Origin of the sequence: Cohaesibacter gelatinilyticus (genome assembly GCF_900215605.1) — a bacterium.
Lineage (GTDB): Bacteria > Pseudomonadota > Alphaproteobacteria > Rhizobiales > Cohaesibacteraceae > Cohaesibacter > Cohaesibacter gelatinilyticus.
Genome location: NZ_OBEL01000002.1, coordinates 406504 through 428830 on the forward strand (window position 1 = coordinate 406504; position 22327 = coordinate 428830).

The window sequence follows — 22327 nt, forward strand, 5'->3', positions numbered from 1 at the left end:
AATGGTTGCAGACCAAGTGGCCACTTATTGAAGCAAAGCTCGAGCCGTTGATGCACTGCTGAACGTCAGCTCCCCGTCCTCCTGTACCCTTGAAATCAGTACCTTCAGTTGCAGATCTCTGCCTTCAAACGCTTGATCGTTTCGCCACAAGTGGCTTTGGTGATTTTGGGGACGAAGCCGAGGTGGGTGGTTTTGGTGTTGTCTGCTTTGATGACTTTGCTGGCTGAGGCGTGGAGTTCGTTGGTTTTGGTGCGGGCTTTGATGTCTGCGATATTGTCAGGATTGATGCCGGAGCCGGGCATGATGGTGATGCTGGGTGGCGCTTGATTGGCTAGCTTGACCAGTTCCTCCAGTCCTTCCAGTGCGGTTGCCGCACCGTGATAGCTGGTTGAGGATGCTCACCTCTGAAAAAAACCGAAAAGATCGGAATGTCCTTCCGGGCCAGTTTCATTTCCTCGATCCATAGTCGTTTCTGAAACTATATAATTCGATATCGCACTTGTTTAGTGCGAATTCACATTATATAGTTCGTTATCGTATTATATGCCAGGATTTGAGACCAATGAATATCAGGATAACGAAGGTATCAGTGCTGTTTCTACCCATTGCATTTTGGGTTTCAATGCTCATCGGATTTTGGGCAATCGACAGCCCGCCGGATGGTCTGCCACCGATAGCATCCGAAGGTTTGAACGACGTTTGGAATTTCTATCTGCCCCTATTGCTGTTCACACTCGCCATCGTCTTTTTCTTCACTCGCAAGCGCAAACCACCCACATGGGAAAATTTTGCAATCAACAAAGCCACGCTCAAGCGTGATCTGTTGCTGGCAATCACTTATTTGACGATTGGGCATCTGCTTTTGGGCGGTTTGCTCGATATCGGGCTCCACTTCCCGGGTCCGGATGTCTTTCAATCGTCTGATCATGGCATGAACGATGTTGCACGGTGGGTAGCGATACAAGGGATCGTCTTTGTCATTCTCCCCTGTTTATGGCTTCGCAAGCAAGGTTTCAGCATCAGAAAGCTGATAGCTGGCATCGAATGGAAGCGGGATATCTGGTTCATGATCCTGTTTTGGATGGGAGAGTTCATCAGTGTCGCACTCATATCAGATTTTTTCCAGGTAGCTCCCTCGGACTATCTCCATGCGATACCAATGGGCATTCTGGTAAACACCATCGGGGCCGGGCTACCGGTTTTGATCATGATCCATCTGATCATCATTCCCCGACTGGTTCTTTTGTTCGACAATCAACTGCTCGCGATCATGCTTGCGGGTCTTGTTTATGCAACATTCAGCCTGTTTGACCCCGGTGTGAGCTACGCAAACGCCACTGTGGGGCTCAGCTCCTTCTTTTATATCTTCGCTACGCAGACACTGATAGGCATGGGCAAAGCAACTTTCACGGTCCGCACTGGCAATCCGATCATACATTTCACCAGCTATCACATACTTGGTGCTCGCGTTGCCTTCGATACCGCCATGTTTGCCGAAATATTCAGGCGTTGACATTGAAAGCTTCACATCTGCAATTCAGGCCACAGGCCCAAAAATAAGCTGGATTTGGCGGGCAACAGAGCATCGACAAATCCAGACATTCATGTAACCCTGCGATGTAACACGTCCAGATCAAAACCGTGGAATGTCAGTAGATTATGAATGGATACCTTTGATCATGTAATAGTTGGCGGCGGTATCATGGGTGCCTCGATTGCATACCATTTGATGCAAAAGGGCGCCCGGTCGGTATTGTTGCTGGAACGCAATGAACTTGCCAGTGCAGCATCCTGTCAGGCTGCGGGGCTGGTGCTGCAGGCATCTACAAAGCCTTCAAAAACGCCGCTGGCAAAACTGACCATCGATACGCTGCTGCATCTCGAAGAGGAATTGGCCGAGAGCGTGGGATATCATATGGTGGGCAGCCTGCGCATCGCAGCCTCCGAAAAGTGCGCGATAGAACTGGATGCCATGGCAAAAGACGCAGCCAGCCGGAATATTCCAATCGAATGGCCCGATTTGTCTGACATCAGGCAAATGGTTCCCTGGTTGGATATCAGCAACATTCAAAAAACAGCTTTCCTGCCAAGCGATGGATATATTGACCCTTATCTTCTGACCATATCCTATGCCAATGCTGCGCGTGCGCGCGGAGCAGTCATACGCACCCGGACAAATGTATGCGGTGTCGTGAAGGATGCAGAAAAGGTTGTTGGTGTTTTAACCGACCATGGCCCAATCGCATGTGGAACCGTCATAGATGCTTGTGGTGTATGGGCGGCCCTGTTTGCTGAAAAGGTCGGTTATTCGCTCCCGATGGCGCCAGTCCGCAGTCACTATTGGATCATACAGCCAGACAGGACGTATGGGGGGGAACATCCGGTGACGATCCTTCCCGATGTGGCTGCCTACACGCGACCTGAAGTCGGCGGCCTGGTATTGGGGGTTCAGGAAGCAAATTCGGTGACTTTCAACGCCAGAAACTTGCCCGAAGACTTGTCTGGCTTCTCGCCGACACTGGGAGAGGAACATTGGGATATTCTGGCAAATGCCTACGAGGATCTATCACAATTCTTCCCGGCAATCGAAAACGCCCATTTTTCCAGCTACATATGCGGCCTGTCGTCCTATACCCCTGATGGTGAAATTCTTCTGGGTCCCGTTCCCGGAATATCAGGCTTCTATGTTGCTGCAGGAGATTGCGGGTCCGGAATTACCTTGTCAGCAGGCATCGGCGATGCAATCGCTGATCTGGCATTGGAGCAAACACCACAATTCAATATGGAGCCATTTCGCCCCGATCGTTTTGGACCAGTCGATCCGCATGGGGACCATTTTCGTGAGTTATGCGCCGCCGCCAGAGCTAGCAAGTCGAGGCAGATTATTTCACACAGCTAGAGCATATTTCCAAAAATTACGCACAGTCTTCAGACAATACAGATATCAAACACAATAACTTATGATCCGGGCAGAGCCAGAACACACCCCGCCCGGATCATCACTCAGACCTTCCAGACACAAACCGGATAGCTTTATCAAAAGGCTATGTCTCGCCCAGCTGCATCTTCATTGTGTCAGTTTTCGGTAATCCTGCACCGGCAAACCACCAATGCCCCAATCCTCCAGCAAAACTTCATCGATCACCACGAATGTGGTCGCCGGCTTTTTGCCCAGCACGTCCTGCAAAAGATTGGTGACCCCCGCGATCAATTGCGCCTTTTGCTCCGCGCTCGGCCCGGTACCATCCGGCCCCCCTTCACGGGTGACTTTGATATTCACATAGGGCATCGATCAGTCCTTTCGCGGAACATAGGAAAACACTTTCGCAACGATGCGCCATTCGGCTCCGTGACGAACGAGTGTCAAGAGATCATGAAAATCCCGGCCCATCATCGTCATTCGAGCACTGATGCGGGCCAGACGGTCATTGACAAAGGCAATCTCCAGGATCTCCTCCTCCCGCGCTTCACCGCGTTTGGCTGGCGGCTCACGCCCATCCACACGGCTCATATAGGTCTCAAGATCCAGATATAGCTCATCGCCTTTGGTGGCACAGACATAGGCGAGCTGCGGATGAAAGACCTCGCGCAGCATCGCGCTGTCCGCTTGATGGAGGCCCTCGAAATAGGTCTCCATCAGTTCGCAGAGTTGCTTGTGGCTGATAGGCGTCATTGGATCAGTCCCTCTGCACGCATCGCAGCTTTTGCCGAAGGGCGGGATGCATTACGGCTTACAAATGCTGCCAGATTGGGCCAGCGAGCCAGATCAATACCGGTAAAATTCGCCCAGTTCGAAACCACGAACAGATAAGCATCGGCAATTGTGAACCGGTCAGCCACCAACCATTCGCGTCCATCCTTCAACTCCGTCTCGATCAGATCGAACTTGCCAGCAACAGCAACACGCGCTTCGTCTTTACCGGTTTCCGAAGTGCCTTCACGAAACAACGGCCCAAAGGCCTTGTGCAGCTCGGTCCCGATCCAGTTGAGCTGTTCCTGCATCCGGGCTCTGGCCATGGTACCAGCCTCAGGGGCCAGCTCGGCTGCCGGATGGCTATCTGCAATATATTGCAGAACAGCGGCACCCTCGGTAAGAACACCGCCCTCGTTCAGATCCAGAGCCGGAACATAGCCCTTGGGATTGATGGCATGGTAATCCGCACCCTTCTCAGTCCGACCGGTCACGGTATCAACAGCTTCGATTTCAAACATACAGCCGGTCTCATGCAGGGCGATATGGCTGGCGAGCGAGCAGGCGCCGGGTTTGTAATAGAGTTTCATGATAGTCTCCAATGTTGAATATGGCCGACAGACTATCCTTTGATATGATTGATTGATAATATCGTTTTTTCACTATAATGATTAGAAAAACTGCCCATATAGGATATCCATGAAACACGAACAGCTCATGACCCTGGAGGCGATTGTCCTGACTGGCTCATTTCGTGGCGCGGCAGAACGTCTCCACAAGTCGCAATCCGCAGTCAGCCACACAATCCGCCAACTGGAAGAGGAGCTTGACCTGGAGCTGTTCAGCCGCGAAGCCTATCGCCCCTCGCTCACCCCGGCAGGCGAAGTCTTCTACCGCGAAGCATCTCGCGTGCTGCGACAAATGCAGGGACTGCGAACCACTGCGGCGCGATTGCGTGCCCGTGAGGAACCTGAGCTGACAATCGCCGTCAGTGCCACAATGGATCTGGACCCATTGCTGCCTGCGCTTGCCGACACCGGGCGACACCACCCGGCCACTCACCTTCGGTTACGGATGGAAATGATGGGCGGCCCGATCGCCCGGCTGATGGAGGGCAAAGCGGATATCGCACTTGCATCCCTCGAAGGAGTACCCTTGGACAATGTAGAGGCAGAGCCGGTGGTTGAAGTAACGATCCGCCCGGTTGCGAGCCCTGATCTCAATTTACCCGCCAACGCGCGTACATTGTCGGTATCCGAGATGCAAAGCCATGTACAGGTGGTGACGGCCGGAACTGGCGGTGCTGCTCATCAGCAGAGCCGTGATTTGCTATCAGGTGGACTGAAATGGACTGTTTCCGATCTCACAGCCAAGAAAAAGGTCATCCTCGCCGGTCTCGGCTGGGGCGGCTTGCCCGATCATATGACAGAAAAAGAGCGACGATCCGGGGCTTTGCTCTCCCTGAATCTGGAGGGGTTTCCTTTGCGCCGGACGACAATCTACAAGATGAGGCGCAGAGATCAGGCGATAGGGGTCGTTGCCGATGAGCTTTGGAGCCGGATCGGCTAGCCAGCCCGAACCAATGCACCTTGAACGAGCTCACATGCCGCAGACAAGACGGGCAAACACATCGCTGTCAATCAGACGGGCTCGATCATCGGCTTTACTTCAGCGGGCACGATATCCGGTCCGAACTGCTTTCTGAACAGGGTCACCACCGTCCGGTAAGCATTGTGTCTGTGTTCTTCGACCTTCAGCAGGCGGGCATAGACATAATGCATGAACAATAACATGGCTCTTGCCTGAGCAGGCGCCATGTTGACCAGCGCCTGTTGCGCCACCTTGGAGGGATGATCGGGATCGGTGAACAACACCTCCATCAGCACCTCGATATGGGGTACATTGGCGCAGACCCGATTGAGCACACTGCGCACACCCTTTCTGTCAGAGACGGCGGCAAGGGCTTCGCATTTCAGGATCAACAGATAGATCTCGAATTGGGAGCCTTCTTCGCATTCATCCAGTGCCTGATTGATGGCAGCCAATCCCTCTTCATTCTGGCCGACAAAGACCCACATCTGGCCGATGACCGGCAGGGAGGCCGTCAGGGAAAGGCATTCCCGGGCCGAGCGCTCTGCGATCTCAACGGCCATCTCGTTATAGCCTCGATCCAGAAAAAACAAGAGCTTGGCTGCTACCAGCTGGAAGGATGGGGCATCGTTGAGATGGGGAAGACTGGCCAGCACCAATTGCTCGATTTCATCTTCATCCTGCTGGCGTGGATCGTCACCAGACATGAAGATCTCCACCCCCTCCTGCAAATATTTGGTGTGAATATTGGTTGCCAGCATGATCTTGGCGCGCGGATCATCCGGATCGTCGGCAATGGCCTTGCGCAAGACCTTGTCATTGTCCTTCCAGTGCCCCTTGAGGCCCGTGAAGGTCGTGCCTGCATTGATCATGCTGACGGTGAGCGGGACTGCGTCATCCGGCTCCAATGCCTGGCTGTTCCAAATCTGGTCCGATGCTTCCTTGGCCAGATCCTCCGGATGAGAGGAGAGGCTTTTGTCGGGTGCCGCGACGATATGGCGTCCGGCAAAAAGCGTGCGGCCGGACAGGATGCTGACACCCCGGATAACGCATTCCAACTGGCCTTTTTGTGTCAGGAAGGACAGTTCGATGCCGATCTTCGGGGCATCCTTGCCCAGTGTGGCATATTTGGGGCAGTCGGGCTCGAATATGACGGACAGGTCGGAGCTGAAACATTTGGCAAATACCCCATGAAATGCCTTTGCAAAGGCAAGCGCATTTGCCCCCATATCGCCAACATGATCAAGCCCCAGACATGGACCGACGATGGCATGCACGCCCTCCAGCTGGATGGTGGGCTGGTTCGGCTGGGTCAGCCAGATATAGCCCTCGCCATAGCGTGTGGCGATATAGGTTGCGTCCTTTGCATCGTCCTTGAGTTTGCGCCTCAGGCGATTGATGACAAAATCGATGGACCGATCCAGCTTGTCGGCACCATTGCCGCTGATCGCATCCAGTAGCTGGTTGCGGGTCAGCACACGATTGGGGTTTGCCGTCATGTATTTCAGAAGACCAGATTCCGTTTTGGTGAAGCTGACAGAGGTTCCATCGGCGAAGTGACCATTCAGAAAGTCTTCGTCGAAGAACAGATTGCCGAATGTCGGTATTATATTCATGAAAGTCCCCTAAAAGCCTGTCTGCTGCCAGTGTGCTTTAGAGCCTGATTTGAAAGTCCTGAGCCAAGCCCTCTCCCCCTCCCAATCCACCCGTCATGGTATCCTCGTGGGCGGTTTGGGAGGGGGAGAGGGCTGGACATGCAACCTCAAAGTCTCATCCAGAGACTTTTTAAATCGGGCACTGAATTCTATATTTGAAATATATTGGATCAGTGTGACGGGTAAAGCGACATATTTACAAAATATTTGAATTGCAGGATTTGCAAATATTTCTGCAACAATTGCTTTCTACTTCTCTTTCAAACAACCAAATTTAGAAATTCAATCCGGTTTCAATTGCGCTTTCGCAGCGGTAAGTCGTTGAGCTGCGTGATGAATATTGGATCAGGGAGATTTCATGACCTATCGAGCCATACAGACAGCAATTGTTGCAGCGGCGTTGCTCATCCTTCCCAACGTGGAGGCCAAGGCCCATTGCGTTGGTGAGAATTTTGCAGTGGTGGGGCAATCCCTGGCATTCATTAGGAAAAACCAGGAAGTGCGGGCAAAACGTCGAGCCGAACGGAAATGGCGCAGGAATGTTTCAAGGAAATACGGAAAAGCTTTTGCAAGCGCGGGCTTTGCAAAAAACAGAAAGATGCGATGCACTCGGTTGAAATTATCCGATGGCGGCAAAATTGGAACAAGATGCGTCCTTAGCGCCATGCCTTGTGATGCAAATCGCTGAGCGGTTTCTCTTCAACGCGCACTGTTTCAAAGCGTCCTGTTTCAAAGCACTCTAGCCACTTTTCTCGGAGAACATTGATGCGGCTTCTTTTCTCTTCTCTCTTGGCAGGTTTGCTGGCTCTCGCTACGCCTGCTTTCGCCTCGCCCGATATCGACTTCCCGCAATCGGGATATTCCTATGGTGGCAAGGTGCGCTCTGGTCCGGGGATGGGCTTTCGACAGGTCGGCAGTCTGCGCGAGGGTGATCCAATCGTCATCCTCAATGGCACCGGTTCCATGATGAATGGCTATGAGTGGTTTGAGATCCGCTATCGCAATGGCCGGAGAGGGTTTCAGTGGGGTGGGATCATGTGTTCGAGCAAGCCCCATCAGACCATCTTTCGCACCTGTGATGGACCAAGGCTGAAAGTGAAGCAGTCCTCCGTGCGATCCAGAGTCAATGGTTTCAATGTTGCCAAGGTGCGGCATTCAGGGGGCAGCTTTACCCATGTTGGCAATGGCCAATGGCAGGAGGCCGATGCACGAGGGCGGGTCAATTTCCATTTTCGGGAAATTCGTCGTGGCAAGCGCGTGGTCAGACTTCATGATGCCTCCCGTAATGTGTTCCTGAGTCTGGACCTGAAAGCAGGGCAGATCTTCTATGCAGAAGGCAGTGGTCCGGCGCGGGTGCTCTATCGCATCACGGGAGCCTCCGCGCGGGCGGGTGCTATCAGGAAAACCGGAAACAAAGTCCGAGCCAATCGTAACAGGACCGTTCGTTACAGCTGTGCGGAAGGCATTCCATTGGTCGTCACTTACGTGAATAAAGGCAACGGCCACGCGATTTTCAGCATTGATGGATCACCAAAGAAGCGCCTTGAAGAGGTCGTATCCGGGTCCGGATCTCAATATACCAATGGCCGCTTCACGCTCTTTTCAAAGGGGCGGTCAGCCACGCTCGAGCATCCGGCGGGTGTCGACAATTGCTTTGAATAATTCAACAGCCCTCACGGAGATGGCGCAGCATGTATTTTGTAGTTGGGAGAGACTGATGAGACTGAGTTCCGCACCATTTTTAACGCATTTTGAAAAGCTGACCTTGGCTGCTATGGCTTGTGTCGCAAGCATGTGTGCGCTGTCACCTACTCCTGCCAATGCACAGATGCCAAAGATTGTTCTGCAATGTATTGCGCCTTTGGTGCCCAATGCGGACGGCACGGATTGTGTTCGAAAGGCTGTGACCTGTCGCGAACCCACTGTGCAACATAACGGGCGCTGCATGAACCCCTCACGATATGTGACATTCAGCGGATGCAAGCATCGGGGTGGCGGCGGCTTCAGAATTGCAACTTTCCCAAGACGCCATGCCGATCATATGTGGACCGGTGCCGGAGGATCTCGCAATACGGGAGGTCGCGACCTGAAAAAGGGAGCGTTTGACGCCATCTATAGAGCTGCAAAACAGAAAAATGGAAAACGCTCCTGCCGCTCCGTACGCGGCTGATCGATTGCTTGCCATTTCTGCTTCCACCGAACTCAAGGAGACCACAATGCGACGGACAAAACTATCCATATTTGCCGCGACCATGGTGATGGCCATGGCGTCGCTCTCAAGCACTGCACAGGCGGAATTCTGCAAGAAATACAAGCAAACAAGCTCCAATGCCGGTCAATGCAACAATTGCTTTATCACTATCAAATCTCTCCGCCAAATCCAGACCTATGGCGTCAAGGCCAGTAATGGCTGGTTTGCCGAGCTGCAATGGGTGGACGGCGACAATTCGGTGGCAACAGGCTGGGGCAGATGGGCAGGCAGCAAGACGACAGAGGGCTTCGAGCTTGATCTCGAGCAACAAGGCTCAACCTTGCGCATGACCATGCAACTGGTCGAGAACCGCAAGCGCGGGCAAGTGATCAGAGCAAAGTTCAAGTGCGTCCAGTGATAGCTGCATTTCAGATTCAGTCATTTTAATTGGCGGCATCAGCGTGGACGTCACCCAACGAATATCTCTTTTTGGCAAATATACCTATCTCGACATCGTTGGTGATTGCATGACCACAATGAATGACGGTTCCGGCATCGGGCCGAGAGGGTTTGAATATAACAACCATTCGATTTTCGCTGGCATCAAGATCACGCTTGGCCAGATGTAGATGAAGGACCGCCCTGTTCCAGGAACAGGGCGGTACATATTTCAGCAAATTATGCGTCGGCTGCTTCACCTGATGGCGCTTCTGCTTCTTCGGCCTTGGGTGAGAACCATCCAACCCAGGCATAGAAAATGCCAATCACCGGTGCCAACCAACAAGCAAATGCCAGCGGGATGTAAAGCAGGTTTTCAAGGTTGCCATCACCAATCGACAGGCCAAGGGCGGTAATCACAAAGGCGCCGCCTGCATTCCACGGAATAAGCGGCGAAATGATTGTGCCGCCCTCTTCCGTGGCACGCGCAAGGTTCAGACGGGAATAGCCGATGCGGTCATAGACCGTGCGGAACATTCGACCCGGCAGCGCGATGGACAGGTAAGGGTCGCCAGCAACAGTGTTGGTCGCAACCGATGTCAGGATTGCCGAAGTTTGCACGCCAGCAAAGCTTTTCACCCGTTTGGTCAGCACCGAAATGATGGATGCAAGACAACCGGTCCGCTCCAAAGCACCACCAAATCCGAGAGCAATCAGGATCAGCGAGATGGTCCACATCATGGATTGAATTCCACCACGATTCATCAGCTTGTCCATAGCCTCCACGCCGGTCTCAACCTTGTAACCATAGTTGGCGTAGGTAAAGATGTCGTGGATTGATGCACCCTGAACAAAGATCGCCATCAGGGATGCCAGAACCACGCCAATGAACAGCGAAGGGATTGCCGGCATTTTCATCACGGCCAGCACCACAACCAAAAGCGCTGGCAGCATCAGCCAGGGCGACAGGTCGAACGAGCTTTCAAGAGCTGCTCTGAACGCCTCGATCCGCTCGAATGATGGCACACCATCACCCAGATTGAAGCCGACAATGAAATAGATCACCAGAGCAATCAGCATGGCCGGAATTGTTGTCGGCAGCATGTTGCGGATATGATCGAACAGCTTGGTATCGGTCACGGCCGGGGCCAGATTTGTGGTGTCTGACAAAGGCGAGATCTTGTCACCAAAGAACGCGCCAGACACAACGGCAGCAGCGGTCCAATAGGTGGGAATGCCGAAACCTTCGCCAATACCCATCAAGGCCAGCCCCACAGTACCAACGGTCCCCCAGGAGGTTCCCAACGCCAGGGATACGATAGAGCACAAGACCATGCCTGCAGCCAGAAACATCTCCGGCGACAACAATGCCAAGCCATAATAGATCAATGTCGGAACGGTACCTGCGGCAATCCATGTGCCCACAATCATGCCAACCAGCAACAGCACGGACACGGCTGGGAAGGACACGGCAATCACGTGAAACGCGCCTTTTTCAATTTCCTCCCATTTCAGACCGGTCATCAGCCCGACAAGGGTGGTCAAAGCGATCCCGATAGCCAGTGGGATATGGGGGGTAAAGTCGCCAAAATGGAAAATCTGGACGCCCAGCAGCGCCAACGTGAGCACAATCGGGATCAGGGCGAGCCCAATCGGCGGATGTGCCTCGGTTTGTTGTAGTGACATGGTTGTTCCTCTCTCCGTATGAGCTTATGTGAACGGTGCAACCGCTCTTTTTCTTTGGGGCAAAAGCAAAGACCCGGCTGAACACAACCGGGTCTTACGTTCAAGACGTGGATTTCAGGGCCAGAATGGCGGCTGACAAATCCTCGATGGCAGTTCCCACCCCTTTGAACAGGGTGATTTCATCAATGGACTGGCGAGGATGATCACCACTGTCACACAGCTCTTTCAACGTCGCCAGAATGTCATTTTCTTTCAGCACACCACTTTCAAGCGGTGTTTTGATGTCACCGCTTTCCACCAGTGCATCATGGGTATCGACATAGACCGACGCGCGGGTCACCGCTGTATCATCCACTTCGCGCATCTCGGGGGTAAAGCTGCCAATCAGATCCACATGGTGACCGGGGCGCAACCAGTCCCCCAGCAACACAGGAGTGCGGGCCAATGTGGCGCAGGAAATCACATCAGCCTCGGCAGAGGCGGACTGCACATTATCGGCCACTTCGGCGGCAATGCCTTCCTCGGCCAAAGATGCAACCATGCGTGCGGCATTGTCAGGGTTGATATCAGACACAAGCGTGCGTGTGATCGGCAGAACTTCGCGATAGGCAAGGGCCAGATTGAACCCGACACGGCCAGCCCCAACGATCAGGTGAGTGGCACTGTCAGGGCGAGCCAACCGGCGAGCCGCAAGGGCCGAAGCTGCCGCTGTCCGGCGCGCCGTCAGCTCTCCCCCATCAGCAATCAGCAGGTGTTCACCAGTTTCACGATCAAACAGAACATAACTGGATGAAAGCGCCGCGCGGCCTCGCTTGGCATTACCCGGCACAACATTGACCAGTTTGATCCCGCCATAGCCTTCACTGCGCCATGCAGGCATCAGCAGCAAGACGTCGTCTTCGGTCCCCTCATTCCGAAGATAGTGGTGATGACGCAAAGGAGCATCATAATCACCCTGAAACCCCTCTTCCAACGCATTGATCAGGTCTTTGTAGGGCAACGCAGCCCGCGTCGCATCAAGGTCAAGAACTATCATATCTATCTTCTTTTTCCGGATTTCTATGGAATGGTCAGCCAGCGTGCAGTTTCAGAGACCTGCGCACCAGAATTGGGTTTGCCAGCAATCATCGCGGCCAAGACCTCACCAGCACCCACGGCCATGGTCCAGCCCAGTTGACCGTGACCGGCATTGAGCCAGACGTTGGCAGTCTTGCGCAGGCGTCCCAGATAGGGTCGACCACTTGGGGTGGTTGGACGCAAGCCCGCCCAATGTTCAGCTTGCGCCACATCCACGGCACCAGAGAAATACCGGGCAACATAGCGATCAAGATAAGCAACCCGATCTGCGGTGATCGTTTTGTCATGACCGGCAAATTCCGCAATGGCGGTGACCCGCAAGCGATCCCCAAGCCGGGTGACCGCAAGCAAGCTGGTTTCATCAATGAACGGACGATCGGGAATATGGCTGGCATCCAGAATTGGATATGTCGCTGAATAGCCTTTGACGGGATAGATCAACGGGCGAACGCCAAAAGACGCAGTCAATTTGGGCGTTGCTGTACCCGCAGCAATCACAACATGATCGCAAGCATAACGCCCTGTATCCGTCAACACCGCATGGACAGTCGCACCCCTGATGTCATATCCAGTAACCTTGCAACCAAAGTGAAACGTAACATTGCCCTGATCACTCAACCAGTTGGCCAGACTGGTGGTAAATTTTTGGCAGTCCCCTTTGCTGTCAACATTGGAGATCAGCCCGCCTTGCAGTCTGCCGTCGAAGGTCTGCAAGGCCGGATCCATCTGCATCAATGTCGGCGCATCAAGGGCTGTGAACCCTGTGTCCCCCCCGAAATCACCCTGCAAACGCGCTGCAAATTGCGTGGGGCAAGTGTAAAGGTAATAAACCCCATCATGAGCCTGATCGAATATCAGCCCCGCTTCCCTTTCCAGATCTTGCAACGCGCTGCGCCCATGACGGGACAACAGCGCCATGGCATCAGAATGTTTGCGATGGGCCGCTGCACGACAATTGCGCAAGAAGCTGAGCCCCCAACGCCACAAATCCGGATCCATAAAGCGCGAGACCATGACACTGGGCTCCTTGCCCAAAAATGCCCGAACCATTTGACGAGGGGCAGCTGGCCCTGCCCAGCTTGACGCATGTCCCACCGCGATGATCCCGGCATTTGCATGGCTGCACATCGCTGCCGGTACATCGGCCTCGTCCAGAACCAAAACCTGAAAGCCCTGCCGTGCAAGATGATAGGCTGTTGTCACACCAATCACCCCCGCACCGATCACGGCGACCCTCTGGCTATTTTTGTGTTGCTCATGCATACTATGGTCTGGATGTCCCAAATAAAGCCTTAAAGAGAATTTTTGGTAAAATAAGAAAAATTATGGCTAAATCAACAAAAAACTTTCCAAACGAAGAAAAATCAACCACCTCTCCATTCCTCGATGACGAAGAAAAAACCCGCATTCGAGCTGAATTAGGGAACAGAGTCAAAAGCTTGCGGCTTGGCGAGAGCATGACTTTGGAGCAGGTTTCCGAGAAAACGGGACTGGCTGTTTCGACAATTTACAAGATCGAAAATGGCAAGGTTTCTCCCAGTTTTGAGAATCTGCTGAGATTGGCGCGGGGATATGGTGTCGGTTTGGAGAAGCTGATTGAAACCCCGACGGAAGAGGTAAACACCACTCGACTGACGGTGACCCGATCAGGTGAAGGGCGCGCTGTCGATGGCATTGCCTACAATTATGAAGTGCTGTGCAATGGACTGACAGGCAAGAAAATCATCCCCCTGATCGCTCCAATCGGACCCAGCGGGCCGTTGAGCCAGGATCAGCTGGATCAGCACGAAGGGGAAGAATTGCTTTTCGTCCTGAACGGAGAAATCGAGCTTCAGGTCGAGCATTACGAACCCATCATCCTCAGGACCGGAGATTGCGCCTATTACGACAGCACCATGCGGCATGGCATTCGCAGCCTGGGCCCCAACGAAGCGCGCGTATTGTGGGCCTGCACCCATATCGAGGGAGTGCGGTAAGAGTATCCTTCAATCACATGCCCAAAGAGGGAATGTGATAAAATATACAACGACAATGGTTGATGTCAGGTTTGCGTTTCTCTCTACCACTTTCGCAAACGCGGCAAACGCCTGTAAATTACCCTTTCACTCTCTGCATCATGTCCACAAAGGCCTGAACCGCCCGTGACTATGTTGCGGAATGATGGATTGCCAGATCGATCGGGCGGAATTGCATCGGGATGAACGGCCTCGATACTCTGCCATTTTTGTGGAGGAAGTTGCCGCTACACCTCCACACAAAGATATTTGATATTCAGATAATCATCGCAACCATATTTCGATCCTTCCCGGCCCAGTCCGGATTGTTTGACACCGCCAAATGGTGCGACCTCAGTCGAAATCAAGCCGGTATTGACACCGACCATCCCACATTCCAGCGCCTCGGCAACACGCCAGACGCGAGATAGATCGCAGCTGTAAAAATATGCCGCCAGCCCGAACTCGCTATCGTTGGCCAGGGAAATGACTTCAGCCTCGGTCTCAAACTGGAATAGTGGCGCGACGGGACCAAAGGTTTCCTCATTTGCGATCAGCATATCAGAAGTGACGCCTGTCAGAACCGTCGGGGTGAAAAATGTCCCCCCGAGTTCAGATCTCCGGCCTCCTTCCAGGATTTTGGCACCGTTGTCGACCGCATCCATAATATGGGTCTCCACCTTCCTCACCGCCGCTTCATCAATCATCGGACCGATTGTGACGCCTTGGTCATATCCGTTTCCCGGCGTTAGCCGTTGAACCTTTTCCCTGAGCTTTTGCGCAAATTCATCATAAACCCTGGATTGGACAAGGAAACGGTTCGCACAAACACAGGTTTGGCCATTGTTGCGAAATTTCGCGATCATGGCACCTTCAACGGCCGCATCCACATCCGCATCATTGAAAACGATGAAAGGTGCATTGCCGCCCAGTTCCAGGGAGAGTTTCTTTATCATATCCGAACATTGCCGCATCAGGATCTTCCCGACCCTGGTCGATCCGGTGAACGAAACCTTGGCCACCTTTGGGTTGGAACAAAGCTCCTGACCATGCCCGACAGGATCAGAACTTGGCAGGACATTGAAAACACCGGCCGGGATCCCCGCCCTGTCAGCCAGCACCGCCATCGCCAATGCAGAGAGCGGCGTTTGCTCGGCAGGACGAACAAGGAATGTACACCCGACGGCGAGCGCCGGAGCGGCCTTTCTGGCGATCATGGCGTTGGGAAAGTTCCACGGCGTTATCGCACCGACAACACCAACCGGCTGTTTCAACACGAAAAGGCGCTTGTCGGGCTGATGGCCCGGGATAACATCGCCATAGACTCGCTTGGCTTCTTCGGCAAACCATTCGATATATCCGGCACCATACAGAATTTCCGCATGTGCTTCGCGCCAGGGCTTCCCCATCTCGGCTGTCACGATCGTGGCCAGATCATCCGCGTTGGCCACCATCAGATTGAACCATTTACGCAATATCCCTGCGCGATCCTTGCCGGTGCGGCGGGCCCAGCCAGCCTGAGCATCACATGCTGCCTCGATCGCCGCCACGACGTCGGACCTGTCCAGATCAGCGATCTGAGCAAGCTGCTCATTGTTTGCCGGGTCGGTGACCCGAAAGGTTTCAGTCTTTGACAGCCAGGTGCCGTTGACATAGCCGCGCGTTTCAAGCAACGAGGGATCATTCAGTTTCATCGGGCAATCCAAAGATTTCTTCGTTATGTTGACCAACCGCCGGCGGCGGAAGACGATAGCTGACCGGAGTTCTGGAGAGCTTGAGGGGATTGCCGATCAATTCGACATGGCCCTTGTTGCTTCTCTCTGTATCCATCGAGATCTTCATCTCCCGCGCGGCAACCTGATCAGTGGAAAAGACCTGGTCGAGCCGATGCACCGGACCAACGGGAACCCCGAGCTTTTCAAGCCCTTCGATGACAGTTCCGGTAGAAAGCCGCTTCAACCGCTCTTGCACGACTGATGTCAACACAGCACGGTTTTCAAGCCGTGCCGGATTGGTTGCATATTGCGGGTTGTCGGCCAAATCGGCCAGATCCAGCCATTCGGCGAAGCGGGAGAACTGACTGTCATTCCCGACCGCCACGATCACATGACCGTCGGAGCTTTCAAAGACTTGATATGGTGCAATATTAGGATGACCGTTACCACGTCGCTGTGGTCGCTCGCCAGAGGTCAGATAATTCACCCCTTCATTGATCAGCCAGGCGATCTGACTATCAACCAGTGCGATATCGATATGCTGCCCCTCGCCGGTCCGGTCGCGATGTCGCAACGCGGCCAGAATGCCCGTCGCCGCATACATTCCGCACATGACGTCAGCGATACCGACGGCGACCTTCATCGGTTCGCCATCCGGTGCGCCGGTCAAGCTCATGATACCACCATAGCCCTGTGCCATCAGGTCATAGCCCGGCTTTTGCGCATTCGGACCGGTCTGGCCGAAGCCTGAAATCGAGCAATAAACCAGATGCGGAAAGTCACGCAGCATCGTCTCATGATCGAGACCGAATTTCTTCAGGGCACCTGGTTTGAAATTCTCGATCACAACATCGCATTTTGCGGCCAGATGCTTGATCACGGCCTGACCTTCCTTCGTGCCGATATCGAGGGTGACGGATTTCTTGTTGCGGTTGGCACACATGAAATAAGCGCTCATATCCGTTGGCTGACCATCCGGTCCGGTGACAAAGGGCGGTCCCCAGCTACGCGTGTCATCACCGCCGGTCTTGGGATTTTCGACCTTGATGATTTCGGCACCCAGATCACCCAGCAGCTGAGTGCAAGTCGGTCCGGCCAGAATCCGGCTGAGATCGAGGATTTTCAGGCCATCAAGCGCCCCACTCATTGTACATTCTCCAGTTCTGCACAAGCCGCAGCAATGCGCCCACAAGCCGTTTCAAGGTCATCGGTGCAGGCCGCCGTGGATATCCGCAGATGGGGAGACAAACCAAAAGCGGCGCCTGGAACCGCCGAGACGTGGTGCTCGTCCAACAACCACGCGCAGATATCCGTGTCCGATGTCAACACACGACCAGCCGCTGTCCTCATGCCGATCAGGCCGGAGCAGTCCGGATAGACATAGAACGCACCTTCCGGCGTCAGACAGTCAATCCCGTCGATGGCGTTCAGAGCCGCGACGACACCATCGCGGCGATCCTGAAACCGTGCGGCCCGTTCAACAAAGAAATCCACCGGGCCACTCAGCGCCGCCGCCGCCGCTGCCTGGGAGATCGAACAGGCATGGGTGCAGCTCTGACCCTGAACAACATTCATCGCCGCAACAATGTCTTCCGGTCCCGCCCCATAGCCGATGCGCCAGCCGGTCATCGCGAAGGCTTTGGACACGCCATTGACGATCAGCGTCCGGTCTTTCAGATCGGGAGCGACATTGAGCAACGAGGTAAAGCACCGACCATCAAACATCAGGTGCTCGTAGATATCGTCACTTAGAATATGGACATGGGGGTGGCAGCGCAGGACGTCTGCCAAGGCTTCGAGGTGATCCGAGCCGTAGACACCACCGGTGGGGTTGCTTGGTGAATTGAGGATCAACCACTTTGTTAGAGGTGTGATTGCCTTTTCCAATTGTTCAGGCGAAATCAGAAACCCCTGACTTTGCGGGCAGTCAACCACAACCGGGCGACCCTCGGCGATGGCAACGATATCGGGATAGGACGACCAGTAGGGCGCGGGGATGATGACCTCATCACCGGGCGACAGGGTTGACGCCATGGCATTGTAGATGACCTGCTTCGCACCGCCGCTCACGCTGATCTCGTCCTGACGATAAATCAGCCGGTTTTCGCGTTCAAGCTTCTCGATGATCGCCCGGCGCACTGCTGGCGTTCCGGGCACAATCGTGTAGCGTGTCTCGTTGTTACCGATAGCCTTGATTGCCGCATCCTTGACATGCTGCGGCGTCTCAAAGTCCGGTTCGCCAATGCCCAGATCGATGACTGGATGACCATCCGCCTTCAATTGCCGGGCTTTCTGGACCAGCCCGAGGATCATTGAGGGGCGCACGGCTTTCAGCCGATCTGCTCTCATGGTCGAATTCGCGGTGATACTGGACATGATGTTCCCTTCTAGGTTCTCACGATAAGAAGAAGCCCCGCCATGGCAATCAGGAGGACAATGGTTTGGAAAATGACGAACAGAAGAATGTCGGGGCCTACCCTGCGCAGCACGCTGAAAGATGTCTGCATGCCGAGTGCGACCAGGCCCATGAGGATAAAGGTTTGAGATCCTGCTGTTAGAATCGATTGCAACGCATTCGGGATCAAACCCAGACTCTGGATTGTGACCAACCCAAGGAAACCGAGCAGAAATGGCGGAACCAGTTGCTTGCGTGGCTGGGTTTCATCCGCTGATATTTCCGTATGCGACCGGAAGAAAGCCGCCACCAGAACAGCCAAGGGCATCAATAGGGCCACCCGGGTCAGTTTGGTGATCGTGGTGATATATCCGGCTTGATCGGACAGCGCATAGCCTGCGCCGATTGCCTGACCATAACCGTGAATGACCCCTCCGATATAATAACCTGCGGTAACGTCCCCAACCTCGGCAACACTGAAGATAAGCGGCACGAGGAGCATACCAAGTGCACTCAACGCAGTTACCGTGATCGCGGTAAACGCCACATCTTCGTGCTTAATCCCACTCCGGTTAGTAAAAGAATGTTTCGGCAGGACACTGGAAATGGTGGTGGCTGCCGCTGCTCCACAAATTCCAACGGATGTTCCGGTCAGAACAGCAAATGCCATCGGCCGATTCATCAACTTTGCAAGAAGCAACCCACTGCCAAGTGATGCAGCCAACGCAACGATAGCTATCAACATCGGGACCCAGCCCAGAGATATCAGATCGTCAAAGGCGATCCGACATCCAAGCAATAGGATGCCAGTTTTCAAGACGCTGTCGGAAGTGAAGCGGATGCCATCTTCAAGGGAAGTGGCCGAAGATGCCATTTGCAAGAATAGCCCACACAAAAGCGCCAGTAATGCCGTTGGAAAACCGATTGTCGGGGCCAACACCAGACAACAGCCAGCAACCAGTGCGCACAAAGCGACGCCGCCAGTATGCGCACTGGCCGACTTAAATGCGTCCGTCATATGCATGGCGATCAATCAGGGCTGCAATGACCGAAAAACGATCACTCTCCTGAGCATTCTTCAGCGCTGACGCCAATTCCACACGGGACCTGACCGTGTAGCCGTTCCCGCCAAATGCCTTCCCGATACCTTCGAAATCATGCCTATCAAAATCGACACCTGAATTTTCCAACTGACGCTGGCGTTGCTTAAGTTCGATCAAGGCCAAGCTCGCATCGACAAAAACAACAAAGGTCGTCTTCAGCCCAAGTTCAGCAGCCGTCGACAACTCGCCCGCTACCATCAACATGCCGGCATCGCCGGAGAACGAAACGACAGTTCGTTCGGGGTCAGCAAGTTCGGTGCCCATGGCCAATGGCACCGCACAACCCATCGTGCAGAGCGCAGAGGATTGCAACAATGTGCGCGGCTCGAAACAGGTCCACATTTGCGACAGCAATATCCGGTGGGCACCGGAATCGACGGTAGCGATCGTGTCCCTGGGAAGACATTTCCGGCATTCATCGATAACCGCACCGGGACCCCAGTCATCGTCTTTGGGAAAATCCGCATCAAGTTGCAATTTCGCCCGCACAACCTCACCGTCCGACCATGTCGAAATGGGTGCCACGCTCTCCGTGAGGGCGTCAAGTGTCGCCCCGGCGTCTGCTATGAAATTGAGCGAAGCCTGATGCATATAGTGAGTGTTGGGCACAGCCGAAATATCGATTACATCCGTTTCGGACGGGTCCCACATCTCACGCCACCCGGTACGCATCTCGATTGGGTCATAGCCAACACACAAGATCAGGTCCGCAGATTGAACCAGCGGCATAAGCGTCTTGTCATTCAGAGGTGACAGACCGGCCCCGCCCAGACACAAGGGATGATCCTCAGGAACGATACCTTTGGCCTTGTAGGTCGTAATGAACGGAACATTGTGTTTTTCAACAAAATTCCGGATTTGCGGTCCGGACGTTTCTTGCACCGCATCCAGACCGATGATCATCAACGGGCGTTTGGCTGCGCCAAGCCATTGCCGGGCCTGATCAAGGTTCTGCCCTGAAGCGGGTTGCACCGGGCTCGCGACAGGCCGCCGACGTCTTGGCAACTGACCCGGCACCTCATCCGCAACGCTGATCGGCACATCGATAAGAACAGGACCGCATCGCCCTTCGGTCGCAATCCCGACGGCCTTGTCGGCAATGATGTCTGCACCCTTGGCCGTCAGACGAAATGTTGCTTTGGTGATCGGCCTGAAGACGGCTTCATGATCGAGCACCTGATGGGTATAAGTCAGAGCTTCATCCGCATCGACGCAACCTGTCAGCACGATCAGGGGAACGCGGTCCTGATGGGCATTGGCAATCACATTGGTACCGTTGACGACACCGGGTCCGACCGTCGCCACCAGAATGCCCGGAGCTCCCGTGCGATGATAGGTGCCTTCAGCCATGAATCCGGCGTTGTTTTCATGTTTGCACAGGACGAACTCGATACCAGCCTTTTCCAGAGCGTCGACAATTGTGAGGACTTCTCCTCCTGGCATGCCAAATGCAAACCGGCATCCAGCCTCATACAAGCGCTCGGCAATAAGGTCTGCTGCGCGGAGATTTGATGGTGTCATGATCGTGGTCTCTATTCTGCCTTTGCGCGGGCTTCAGCCTTGAGATGGCCGTCCCGTGTTTGCGGCGTTTTCATTCCAAGGATGCTGCCAGCAACTTGTGTGCGCAGAATCTGGGCGGTACCGCCACCAATGGTGAACATCCGGGCGTCCCTCGCCATCCGTTCCAGCGGCAGGTTGCGCGAGTAACCCGCAGCACCGTGGATCTGCAATGCGTCATTCGTCACCTTGATGGCTGTTTCGGAAGCCAGAATCTTGGCTTGAGCGGCTGTTGCCATGTCCGGGAAACCGGTTCCCGCGCCAAGTGCCGCCTGATGTATCAGGGCCCTTGCTGCGGCCAGGCCGATTGACATGTCCGCCAGCATCCATTGAAGTCCCTGGAATTCGGCGATCGGGCGTCCGAATTGCTGGCGTGTTCTGGCATAGTCAAGCGCCAGCTCATAAGCCCCCTGAGCCACGCCGAGGGCGACCGTTGCGGCACCGACGCGCTGACCATTATAGGCATTCATCAGACCGGCAAATCCGCGTTTGATGCCCTCGGGTGGGATCACCATCATGTCTTCCGGAACCCTCAGGTCATCCAGAATGACTTCAGTTTCGGGAATACCCCGCAACCCCATTGCGGGTTCCCGGCGCCCAATCACCAGGCCCTCAGCCTTGCCGCGCACTGCAATGAAGCCAGCGATACCCTGCGGCATACCATCCTCGATTACGCGCGCAAAGATCAGATGGAGTTTCGACACACCACCACCGGTAATCCAGTGTTTGGTGCCATTCAGCACATAGTGATCACCGTGCTTTTCGGCCGTGGTGGTCATCTCCGTCGCCGCGCTGCCCGCTCCGGGCTCGGTGATGCAGATGGCCGGTTTATCTCCTGCGAGAACAAGCGCGGAAGCCAGTTTCTTCTGCTTGCTGGAACCGTATTTCATGATGGCTCCAACACCACCCATATTGGCTTCAACCACGATCCGTGCAGTGACGCCACAGACCTTGGCCATCTCCTCAATGACAAGTACGGCGTCGAAATAGGTAAGTCCTTGGCCGCCAAATTCCGTCGGGATCGTCATGCCCATGAATCCGGCCTTTGTCAGGTCTTCAACATTTTGCCAAGGATAGTCTTCGGTCCGGTCCGTATCGGCAGCCCGGTCGCGAAACTTGGTTTCTGCGAGCTTTTTTGCTGCATCCTGAAGAAGTTTCTGCTCCATACTCAGCTGTAGAACCACACTCGTCTGCGTGCCCATGACACTCTCCATATCTGTTTGATCAGAGAGTAG

Annotated in this window: 21 protein-coding genes and 1 pseudogene; 8 read left to right on the forward strand and 14 right to left on the reverse strand. The window is 54.2% G+C overall.

Translation table 11 applies throughout. The annotated features are described in order from the left end of the window. Positions 1–104: 104 nt before the first annotated feature. Positions 105–365, reverse strand: a pseudogene (locus tag CRO57_RS11980) (copper homeostasis protein CutC); the annotation flags it as partial. A gap of 197 nt (positions 366–562) precedes the next feature. Here CRO57_RS11980 and CRO57_RS11985 point away from each other — a divergent pair. Both CRO57_RS11985 and CRO57_RS11990 read left to right on the forward strand, forming a co-directional pair. Further along, the gene (locus CRO57_RS11985; RefSeq protein ID WP_097153680.1) at positions 563–1513 is read left to right on the forward strand and encodes a hypothetical protein; all 951 of its coding nucleotides are present in this window, start codon (positions 563–565) and stop codon (positions 1511–1513) included. Between the two features lie 150 nt (positions 1514–1663). After that, on the forward strand, positions 1664–2899 hold the full coding sequence (locus tag CRO57_RS11990) for an NAD(P)/FAD-dependent oxidoreductase (protein WP_097153681.1): 1236 nt from the start codon (positions 1664–1666) through the stop codon (positions 2897–2899). A 168-nt stretch (positions 2900–3067) separates the two neighbouring features. Here CRO57_RS11990 and CRO57_RS11995 read toward each other — a convergent pair whose 3' ends face one another. The 3 genes from CRO57_RS11995 to gstA are packed head-to-tail and all read right to left on the reverse strand — an operon-like array spanning position 3068 to position 4281. Further along, positions 3068–3289 (reverse strand): tautomerase family protein, encoded by a 222-nt coding sequence (locus tag CRO57_RS11995; protein ID WP_097153682.1) that lies wholly within the window; start codon positions 3287–3289, stop codon positions 3068–3070. A gap of 3 nt (positions 3290–3292) precedes the next feature. Beyond that, the gene (locus CRO57_RS12000) at positions 3293–3673 is read right to left on the reverse strand and encodes a nuclear transport factor 2 family protein (RefSeq protein WP_097153683.1); all 381 of its coding nucleotides are present in this window, start codon (positions 3671–3673) and stop codon (positions 3293–3295) included. Then, complete coding sequence (gene gstA / locus CRO57_RS12005) at positions 3670–4281, reverse strand: glutathione transferase GstA (protein ID WP_097153684.1); 612 nt, start codon at positions 4279–4281, stop codon at positions 3670–3672. Before gstA ends, CRO57_RS12000 begins: the two co-directional genes overlap by 4 nt. Before the next feature lie 109 nt (positions 4282–4390). On the opposite strand from gstA, the gene CRO57_RS12010 reads away from it, so the two are divergent. Continuing rightward, complete coding sequence (locus CRO57_RS12010) at positions 4391–5260, forward strand: LysR family transcriptional regulator (RefSeq protein ID WP_097153685.1); 870 nt, start codon at positions 4391–4393, stop codon at positions 5258–5260. Positions 5261–5331: 71 nt separating this feature from the next. Here the strand turns inward: CRO57_RS12010 and CRO57_RS12015 are convergent, their stop codons facing one another. Then, positions 5332–6897: a winged helix-turn-helix domain-containing protein gene (locus CRO57_RS12015; protein WP_097153686.1), complete on the reverse strand. Its 1566-nt coding sequence runs from the start codon at positions 6895–6897 to the stop codon at positions 5332–5334. Between the two features lie 804 nt (positions 6898–7701). On the opposite strand from CRO57_RS12015, the gene CRO57_RS12025 reads away from it, so the two are divergent. The 4 genes from CRO57_RS12025 to CRO57_RS24765 are packed head-to-tail and all read left to right on the forward strand — an operon-like array spanning position 7702 to position 9756. After that, entirely contained in the window at positions 7702–8598 is an 897-nt protein-coding gene (locus CRO57_RS12025) for an MliC family protein (RefSeq protein WP_097153688.1), read from the forward strand. A gap of 55 nt (positions 8599–8653) precedes the next feature. Then, on the forward strand, positions 8654–9106 hold the full coding sequence (locus CRO57_RS12030; protein ID WP_097153689.1) for a hypothetical protein: 453 nt from the start codon (positions 8654–8656) through the stop codon (positions 9104–9106). 46 nt (positions 9107–9152) lie between these two features. Further along, complete coding sequence (locus tag CRO57_RS12035; protein ID WP_141401233.1) at positions 9153–9545, forward strand: hypothetical protein; 393 nt, start codon at positions 9153–9155, stop codon at positions 9543–9545. Between the two features lie 43 nt (positions 9546–9588). Continuing rightward, positions 9589–9756, forward strand: a complete 168-nt coding sequence (locus CRO57_RS24765) for a hypothetical protein (RefSeq protein WP_170956065.1) — start codon at positions 9589–9591, stop codon at positions 9754–9756. 49 nt (positions 9757–9805) lie between these two features. On the opposite strand, the gene nhaC is transcribed toward CRO57_RS24765, so the two are convergent. The 3 genes from nhaC to CRO57_RS12055 all read right to left on the reverse strand — a co-directional run bounded on the left by nhaC (position 9806) and on the right by CRO57_RS12055 (position 13591). Continuing rightward, positions 9806–11251 carry a Na+/H+ antiporter NhaC gene (nhaC, locus tag CRO57_RS12045; RefSeq protein WP_097153692.1) on the reverse strand — a complete coding sequence of 482 codons (1446 nt, stop codon included), beginning with the start codon at positions 11249–11251 and terminating at the stop codon, positions 9806–9808. 100 nt (positions 11252–11351) lie between these two features. After that, entirely contained in the window at positions 11352–12287 is a 936-nt protein-coding gene (gene lhpI / locus CRO57_RS12050; protein WP_097153693.1) for a bifunctional Delta(1)-pyrroline-2-carboxylate/Delta(1)-piperideine-2-carboxylate reductase, read from the reverse strand. 23 nt (positions 12288–12310) lie between these two features. Further along, on the reverse strand, positions 12311–13591 hold the full coding sequence (locus tag CRO57_RS12055; protein WP_097153694.1) for an FAD-dependent oxidoreductase: 1281 nt from the start codon (positions 13589–13591) through the stop codon (positions 12311–12313). 62 nt (positions 13592–13653) lie between these two features. Here CRO57_RS12055 and CRO57_RS12060 point away from each other — a divergent pair, with 62 nt between their 5' ends. Next, positions 13654–14304, forward strand: coding sequence for a helix-turn-helix domain-containing protein (locus CRO57_RS12060; protein ID WP_097153695.1), 651 nt, complete (start codon positions 13654–13656; stop codon positions 14302–14304). A 266-nt stretch (positions 14305–14570) separates the two neighbouring features. Here CRO57_RS12060 and CRO57_RS12065 read toward each other — a convergent pair whose 3' ends face one another. From CRO57_RS12065 to acdA, 6 genes are read right to left on the reverse strand one after another with little or no spacing between them, the layout of a single operon-like run. Then, positions 14571–16016: an NAD-dependent succinate-semialdehyde dehydrogenase gene (locus tag CRO57_RS12065; RefSeq protein WP_097153696.1), complete on the reverse strand. Its 1446-nt coding sequence runs from the start codon at positions 16014–16016 to the stop codon at positions 14571–14573. After that, positions 16003–17184, reverse strand: coding sequence for a CaiB/BaiF CoA transferase family protein (locus CRO57_RS12070; RefSeq protein WP_097153697.1), 1182 nt, complete (start codon positions 17182–17184; stop codon positions 16003–16005). The genes CRO57_RS12065 and CRO57_RS12070 overlap by 14 nt, the downstream gene beginning before the upstream one ends. Next, the gene (locus CRO57_RS12075; RefSeq protein WP_210200874.1) at positions 17181–18404 is read right to left on the reverse strand and encodes a pyridoxal phosphate-dependent aminotransferase; all 1224 of its coding nucleotides are present in this window, start codon (positions 18402–18404) and stop codon (positions 17181–17183) included. Before CRO57_RS12075 ends, CRO57_RS12070 begins: the two co-directional genes overlap by 4 nt. Positions 18405–18424: 20 nt before the next feature. Then, positions 18425–19450 (reverse strand): YeiH family protein, encoded by a 1026-nt coding sequence (locus CRO57_RS12080; RefSeq protein ID WP_170956066.1) that lies wholly within the window; start codon positions 19448–19450, stop codon positions 18425–18427. Then, complete coding sequence (locus CRO57_RS12085; protein WP_097153700.1) at positions 19434–21056, reverse strand: thiamine pyrophosphate-binding protein; 1623 nt, start codon at positions 21054–21056, stop codon at positions 19434–19436. Before CRO57_RS12085 ends, CRO57_RS12080 begins: the two co-directional genes overlap by 17 nt. Positions 21057–21067: 11 nt before the next feature. Further along, complete coding sequence (gene acdA / locus CRO57_RS12090) at positions 21068–22294, reverse strand: 3-sulfinopropanoyl-CoA desulfinase (RefSeq protein ID WP_244580087.1); 1227 nt, start codon at positions 22292–22294, stop codon at positions 21068–21070. Between the last annotated feature and the right edge of the window lie 33 nt (positions 22295–22327).

Coding starts and splice junctions, on each gene's coding strand:
- gstA (WP_097153684.1), bottom strand. CDS start 4,281: ATGAAACTCTATTACAAACCCGGCGCCTGCTCGCTCGCCAGCCATATC.
- nhaC (WP_097153692.1), bottom strand. CDS start 11,251: ATGTCACTACAACAAACCGAGGCACATCCGCCGATTGGGCTCGCCCTG.
- acdA (WP_244580087.1), bottom strand. CDS start 22,294: ATGGGCACGCAGACGAGTGTGGTTCTACAGCTGAGTATGGAGCAGAAA.
- CRO57_RS11995 (WP_097153682.1), bottom strand. CDS start 3,289: ATGCCCTATGTGAATATCAAAGTCACCCGTGAAGGGGGGCCGGATGGT.
- CRO57_RS12055 (WP_097153694.1), bottom strand. CDS start 13,591: ATGCATGAGCAACACAAAAATAGCCAGAGGGTCGCCGTGATCGGTGCG.
- CRO57_RS12035 (WP_141401233.1), top strand. CDS start 9,153: ATGCGACGGACAAAACTATCCATATTTGCCGCGACCATGGTGATGGCC.
- CRO57_RS12025 (WP_097153688.1), top strand. CDS start 7,702: ATGCGGCTTCTTTTCTCTTCTCTCTTGGCAGGTTTGCTGGCTCTCGCT.
- CRO57_RS12085 (WP_097153700.1), bottom strand. CDS start 21,056: ATGACACCATCAAATCTCCGCGCAGCAGACCTTATTGCCGAGCGCTTG.
- CRO57_RS12000 (WP_097153683.1), bottom strand. CDS start 3,673: ATGACGCCTATCAGCCACAAGCAACTCTGCGAACTGATGGAGACCTAT.
- CRO57_RS11985 (WP_097153680.1), top strand. CDS start 563: ATGAATATCAGGATAACGAAGGTATCAGTGCTGTTTCTACCCATTGCA.
- CRO57_RS12060 (WP_097153695.1), top strand. CDS start 13,654: ATGGCTAAATCAACAAAAAACTTTCCAAACGAAGAAAAATCAACCACC.
- CRO57_RS12015 (WP_097153686.1), bottom strand. CDS start 6,897: ATGAATATAATACCGACATTCGGCAATCTGTTCTTCGACGAAGACTTT.
- CRO57_RS12080 (WP_170956066.1), bottom strand. CDS start 19,450: ATGACGGACGCATTTAAGTCGGCCAGTGCGCATACTGGCGGCGTCGCT.
- CRO57_RS12030 (WP_097153689.1), top strand. CDS start 8,654: ATGAGACTGAGTTCCGCACCATTTTTAACGCATTTTGAAAAGCTGACC.
- CRO57_RS12070 (WP_097153697.1), bottom strand. CDS start 17,184: ATGAGTGGGGCGCTTGATGGCCTGAAAATCCTCGATCTCAGCCGGATT.
- CRO57_RS11990 (WP_097153681.1), top strand. CDS start 1,664: ATGGATACCTTTGATCATGTAATAGTTGGCGGCGGTATCATGGGTGCC.
- CRO57_RS12065 (WP_097153696.1), bottom strand. CDS start 16,016: ATGAAACTGAATGATCCCTCGTTGCTTGAAACGCGCGGCTATGTCAAC.
- CRO57_RS12010 (WP_097153685.1), top strand. CDS start 4,391: ATGAAACACGAACAGCTCATGACCCTGGAGGCGATTGTCCTGACTGGC.
- lhpI (WP_097153693.1), bottom strand. CDS start 12,287: ATGATAGTTCTTGACCTTGATGCGACGCGGGCTGCGTTGCCCTACAAA.